The organism is Parahaemophilus parainfluenzae, from assembly GCF_001053575.1.
GTDB lineage: Bacteria > Pseudomonadota > Gammaproteobacteria > Enterobacterales > Pasteurellaceae > Haemophilus_D > Haemophilus_D parainfluenzae_S.
This window is the reverse complement of the sequence record NZ_JVSL01000036.1, coordinates 1-6126: the sequence shown is the minus strand read 5'-3', so window position 1 is coordinate 6126 and position 6126 is coordinate 1. Positions and strand designations below refer to the sequence as shown.

Sequence of the window (6126 nt, the reverse complement as noted above, 5' to 3'; positions counted from 1 at the left end):
GCACTGGTTTTTCTTAAGAGTCACAACAGCGCGTCGTTGTGTGGAGTGCATTATAGGGATTTTTGAAATCCACGCAAGCACTTTTTTAAGAAATTTCTTCGATAGATGATTTTTTAAACGTTAAGTCCTTTATATGAATGCTATTCAGCCTTTTTTAAGGTCCGCTTACAACGTCTAAACCCATTTGCAGAAAGTATTTCATTAAGTTTACTAAGGCCTCTTTCCTTCTCTTTTTCAGTATAAAACTCGCAATTACGATTTTCTAAAGCGCCACGAAGTCGCCAATAAAAAGCTTCAGTTGCACCAATATCCGCTTTCTTCAAACGAACAATTGCATTTTCAGCACCTATTTGTCGTAAAATATCGACATTATCAATACCAACTTTCTTTAATGCTCGTTCATACTTAACCGATAAATTCGGTAAATCACGAATCCGTCCAATCTTAGAGAGCGCGGAATCGAGTTTTTCCTTCCTTATTTGAGTAATTGAAAGAATGATCAAGGTTCTCATTAAGACATTATCTTTCAAGATACTTTCAGTTAAAGCATAATAATCAGATAATACAAAGCGCTTATTGAGTTCATTTGTTGTAAAGGGTTTACATCCAAGTCCTTTTAGCTTTATGGAAAGCTCATCCTTAGCGCGCAAGTAAACCTTATTGTTGGCCCAAACAGCAAACATATCTTTTTCTTTATGAAACAAGCCATATCCCGTAAATAGATTTTTACTTGTTACATCTCCGATAAGTTGATTTAACAAATCACATACTTTACTGATATGATCATTTGGGATTATGAGAGTTTTCATTTTAAAACTCCTCCTTACTTAAGGTTAATCACATACGACTATACCAAGAAGTACTTCTCAAAAATGGTTATATCATAACCAGTTAAAGGTGACGAATATAAAATTTCAAATTTGTGAGAAAGATCGCAAATGCAAAATTTATTTATTGATAAACAACTAGATAAGAAAAAACTAGCTTATAGTTTAATATTTAACCATTAGAATTTTTTTAGAATTCAGGAGTAAAAATGACAGTAGGACTCGTTCTTGAAGGCGGCGGCATGAGAGGAATGTTTACAGCAGGCGTTCTTGATGCACTCATGGAACAAAACATTCAAATAGATAAAATTATTGGCGTTTCTGCGGGGGCATTATTTGGCATAAATTATGCATCCAATCAAAAAGAAAGAGCGTTGAGATATAACCTAAAATATCTTAAAGATAAACGGTACATGGGATTTCATAGCCTTTTTACAACAGGCAACATTGTCAATAAAGACTTCGCTTTCTATGATCTCCCCTTTAATCTCGACCCTTTTGATCAAAATGAATTTGAAAAATCTCACATTGATTTCTATTTAGCTGCCACAAACATCGAGAATGGTGAAGCTGAATATTTCAAAATCGAAAATGTTTTCAAAGAAATGGAATACTTCAGAGCAACCTCGGCCATGCCTTTTGTCTCGCAATTTGTGGAAATCAATGGGCAAAAATATCTAGACGGTGGAATTGCTGATAGTATTCCATTTAAAAAAGCACAAGAGCTCGGTTGTGATAAAATCATCGTTGTTTTAACCCAACCTATCGACTACCGTAAAACAAAATCTTCTTCTTTTTTATTCAAGCTTTTTTATCGCAAATATCCACACTTAGTTAAAACCTTAGAAAATCGCTACCGCACTTATAATGAACAAGTAGAAGAAATCATTCGTTTAGAAAAACAAAATAAAATCTTTGTGATCCGTCCAAATGTACCGCTCAATATAGGTCGATTAGAACGAGATGAAACCAAAATAAGAACTGTATATGAACTGGGTGAAAAAATTCTCTCAGCACAAATTCAAGATCTAAAAAAATACTTAAGAAGTTGATTTTAAATAAACTATTTATCAAGTTTGGAATCTGCTTCACATTTTTTCGTCAAGGAAAAAATTTTCTCTTGATACTGTACATCAATACAGATATAATCTAGCCAAATTTAGATAACTCTGTTTAAGAAGGTTTTATATGGCAACTCAAGAAGAAAAGCAAAAAGCGCTCACCGCAGCACTTGGTCAAATTGAAAAGCAATTCGGTAAAGGCTCAATTATGAAATTGGGCGATACTCAAGCCCTTGATGTAGAATCTGTTTCAACGGGTTCTTTAGGTCTTGATGTTGCCCTTGGTATTGGTGGTTTACCAATGGGTCGTATTGTTGAAATTTTTGGACCTGAATCTTCTGGTAAAACAACTTTAACTTTATCTGTTATCGCTCAAGCACAAAAAGTCGGTAAAACCTGCGCGTTTATCGATGCGGAGCATGCTCTTGATCCTATTTATGCAGCAAAACTTGGTGTTGATGTGAAAGAGCTCTTAGTCTCCCAGCCAGACAACGGTGAACAAGCACTTGAAATTTGTGATGCATTAGTACGTTCTGGTGCTGTAGATGTCGTCATCGTAGACTCGGTCGCTGCACTCACCCCGAAAGCTGAAATTGAAGGTGAAATGGGTGATTCACACATGGGTTTACAAGCGCGTTTAATGTCTCAAGCGCTACGTAAATTAACCGGCCAAATCAAAAATGCAAACTGTCTCGTTATCTTCATTAACCAAATTCGTATGAAAATTGGTGTCATGTTTGGTAACCCAGAAACCACAACCGGTGGTAACGCACTGAAATTCTACTCTTCTGTGCGTTTAGATATCCGTCGCACTGGTTCAGTTAAAGATGGAGATGAAGTCATTGGTAATGAAACTCGTGTTAAAGTAGTCAAAAACAAATTAGCCGCACCTTTCCGCCAAGTTGATTTCCAAATTCTTTACGGAGAAGGTATTTCGAAAGCTGGCGAATTAATTGAGCTCGGTGTTAAACACAAACTAGTTGAGAAATCTGGTGCATGGTACGCATACAACGGTGAAAAGATTGGTCAAGGTAAAGCTAACGCAATGAAATGGTTAAACGAAAACCCTGCTAAATCTGATGAACTTGAAGCGAAGCTTCGTGCTGAATTAGTAGCCAATCCAGAACAGGCATTAATGGCGGACATTGAACAATCTAACGATGACGCAGAAAGCGATTTCTAATCACTAAAAGTGCGGTCAATTTTGACCGCACTTTTCATTTCACCCGTATTTCACCTAAAAGGAATTTTTATGTCTTCTCTTGCCTTGAGCTATGTTGTTAATTTACTTGCTCGACGTGAATATAGCGAATTTGAACTACGCAATAAAATGCAGGAAAAAGCATTTACAGAAGATGAGATCGATGAAACGATTGCTTACTGTCAGAAAAAAAACTGGCAAAATGATAAGCGATTTACTGAAAATTATTTACACGCACGTTCGCAACGTGGGTATGGTGCAAATCGTATCAAACAAGAATTACGTCAACTGAAAGGTGTATCTTCAGATGTAATCAATGAAGTTCTCGCAGACAGTGAAATTAATTGGATTGAAATAGCAGAAAAGGTTCTACACAAAAAGTTTCCTAATTATGCAGAACCTCAACCAATCAAAAGCAAACAAAAAATTTGGCAGTATATGCTCTCTCATGGATTTTATTCTGAAGAATTTAGCGATTTTATCGGAAATGGAATAGAAGACTGATGAGCCTAAAGAAATAAATCCCTAATACTGTAAAAATTAAACAACCAACTAAATGGCTAACTAAAACGAACAATCCATTTACCCACTCTTCTTTAAAAAAGAGTTCTATTACTTCGCCTGAAAAAGAAGAAAAGGTAGTGAGAGCACCAAGAAATCCAGTCACTAAGAATAATCGCCATTCAGGGCTAAATTGAGGAAATAACCAAAAGGCGGCTACTAAAATCCCCATCAAAAAACAGCCAATAAAGTTCGCCACAAGTGTACCAAATGCAACTGTGCTAAATAGTGAATTCAACCAAAGACCTAATCCCCATCGTAAGGATGCACCGATGGCTGCACCAGTGCTCACAAGAATGATTGACTGAAACATTTATTTGATACCAAAAAGCTCCGCCAAATGTTTGGCTACCGCTTCGTCTTTATTGAACCCAATCTCTTCCAATTCGGGGCAAGCTTCTTTTAGACGGGGATCAGCATTCGCCATCACATAACCTTTACCAGCCAAAGAAAGCATTTCAACATCATTTTGACCATCACCAAAAGCAATACAATCTTTTAATCCATAATTTCTATTTTCTAATAGATGAGCTAGTGCATCACCTTTAGATACATTTTTGTTCATGACCTCTAAGCAAGTCACAGCGGAATAAACAATCGTAGCTTTATCACCAAAATGTGTTCTAAGATAATCTTCCAGTTCTACAAGATCTTTCGGGTCACGAGCAATAAAAAATACTTTTTCAGTTCCTCTTCCGTGATGTTTTGTGAAATCAACCACCTCATACATGAAACCTGAATCCTTGTGATATTTTGCTAATTCAGGCACATCTATATTGATAAACCAACCATCATCTTGATAAGTATTGATACAAATCTTGGTACGATCAAAAGGAATTTTATACAACTCAAGTACGATTTCCTCTGGAAGACTATTGCTATAAATAAGGTTACCTTTTAGATCTCGCACTCGCGCGCCATTGGAAGTAATCATTACGGCACGCTCCGCGCCAATCTTCCCTAAAATAGAAGAAACATCCGTGTGATTACGGCCTGTCGCTAAAATAATATCAACACCTTTTTGTTCTAATTTATTTAATATCTCAATTGTAAAATCACCAATTACATGATTAGCATTGAGTAATGTACCGTCAAGATCAGAAACAACGGCTTTAAATGGAAGTTGTTGCATAAAACCACCTGTATAAAAAATGAGTCTGTATCATACCAAAACAACACAATTTTTGACCGCACTTTCTATCATAAAAACAACATTCATTGATAAAAAACAAAAAGGCGTATCTTTCGATACGCCTTCTTTATCTAACTTGTTACAGTTAATACATCAATTATTTGATGATTTTCGCAACAACGCCTGCACCTACTGTACGGCCACCTTCACGGATTGCGAAACGTAAACCTTGGTCCATCGCGATTGGGTGGATTAAGCTTACTGTCATTTTGATGTTATCACCAGGCATTACCATTTCCACGCCTTCTGGTAACTCGATTGTACCAGTTACGTCAGTTGTACGGAAATAGAATTGTGGACGGTAACCTTTGAAGAATGGAGTGTGACGACCACCTTCATCTTTTGATAATACGTAAACTTCTGATTCGAAGTCAGTGTGTGGAGTGATTGAACCTGGTTTCGCTAATACTTGACCACGTTCGATTTCTTCACGTTTGGTACCACGTAATAATGCACCGATGTTTTCACCTGCACGACCTTCGTCAAGTAATTTACGGAACATTTCAACACCAGTTACTGTTGTTTTCGATGTTGGTTTGATACCAACGATTTCAACTTCATCACCAGTACGGATGATACCACGCTCAACACGACCTGTTACTACTGTACCACGACCTGAAATTGAGAACACGTCTTCGATTGGAAGAAGGAACGGTTGGTCAATTGCACGCTCTGGTTCAGGAATGTAAGTATCTAAGTGGTTTGCTAACTCAAGGATTTTTTCTTCCCATTCTGCAACACCGTTTAATGCTTGTAATGCAGAACCACGTACGATTGGAGTATCGTCACCTGGGAAATCATATTGAGAAAGAAGTTCACGAACTTCCATTTCTACTAATTCTAATAACTCTTCGTCATCTACCATGTCGCATTTGTTTAAGAATACGATGATGTAAGGTACACCTACTTGGCGACCTAATAAGATGTGTTCACGAGTTTGTGGCATTGGACCATCTGTCGCTGCTACTACTAAGATTGCACCGTCCATTTGCGCCGCACCGGTAATCATGTTTTTAACATAGTCCGCGTGTCCTGGGCAGTCAACGTGTGCGTAGTGACGAGTTGGAGTATCGTATTCAACGTGTGAGGTGTTGATGGTGATACCACGCGCTTTTTCTTCTGGCGCGTTATCGATTTGGTCGAATGCACGAGCTGCACCACCGTAGTGTTTTGCTAATACAGTTGTGATTGCTGCTGTTAAAGTTGTTTTACCGTGGTCAACGTGGCCGATTGTACCCACGTTTACGTGCGGTTTTGTACGTTCAAATTTTTCTTTAGACATTT

7 protein-coding genes are annotated in these 6126 nt (G+C 37.5%); 3 read left to right on the top strand and 4 right to left on the bottom strand.

Annotated elements, in window-relative coordinates; all coding sequences use genetic code 11:
• Window positions 1–140: 140 nt before the first annotated feature.
• A complete protein-coding gene (locus tag AC979_RS07490; protein ID WP_080971327.1) occupies window positions 141–809 on the bottom strand; it encodes a TfoX/Sxy family DNA transformation protein in 669 nt (222 codons plus the stop codon).
• 227 nt (window positions 810–1036) lie between these two features.
• Between AC979_RS07490 and AC979_RS07485 the strand changes: the two genes are divergently transcribed.
• The 3 genes from AC979_RS07485 to recX all read left to right on the top strand — a co-directional run bounded on the left by AC979_RS07485 (window position 1037) and on the right by recX (window position 3593).
• Window positions 1037–1879, top strand: a complete 843-nt coding sequence (locus AC979_RS07485) for a patatin-like phospholipase family protein (RefSeq protein WP_049373658.1) — start codon at window positions 1037–1039, stop codon at window positions 1877–1879.
• A 136-nt stretch (window positions 1880–2015) separates the two neighbouring features.
• Window positions 2016–3071 carry a recombinase RecA gene (gene recA / locus AC979_RS07480; RefSeq protein WP_049373656.1) on the top strand — a complete coding sequence of 352 codons (1056 nt, stop codon included), beginning with the start codon at window positions 2016–2018 and terminating at the stop codon, window positions 3069–3071.
• Between the two features lie 69 nt (window positions 3072–3140).
• Window positions 3141–3593 (top strand): recombination regulator RecX, encoded by a 453-nt coding sequence (gene recX, locus AC979_RS07475; RefSeq protein WP_049373654.1) that lies wholly within the window; start codon window positions 3141–3143, stop codon window positions 3591–3593.
• Here the strand turns inward: recX and crcB are convergent.
• From crcB to tuf, 3 genes are all read right to left on the bottom strand, one after another.
• Window positions 3568–3963, bottom strand: a complete 396-nt coding sequence (gene crcB, locus AC979_RS07470) for a fluoride efflux transporter CrcB (protein ID WP_049373652.1) — start codon at window positions 3961–3963, stop codon at window positions 3568–3570. The genes recX and crcB overlap by 26 nt on opposite strands.
• Window positions 3964–4782: a Cof-type HAD-IIB family hydrolase gene (locus tag AC979_RS07465; protein WP_049373650.1), complete on the bottom strand. Its 819-nt coding sequence runs from the start codon at window positions 4780–4782 to the stop codon at window positions 3964–3966.
• Between the two features lie 157 nt (window positions 4783–4939).
• The gene (gene tuf / locus AC979_RS07460) at window positions 4940–6124 is read right to left on the bottom strand and encodes an elongation factor Tu (RefSeq protein WP_049365036.1); all 1185 of its coding nucleotides are present in this window, start codon (window positions 6122–6124) and stop codon (window positions 4940–4942) included.
• Window positions 6125–6126 lie beyond the last annotated feature (2 nt).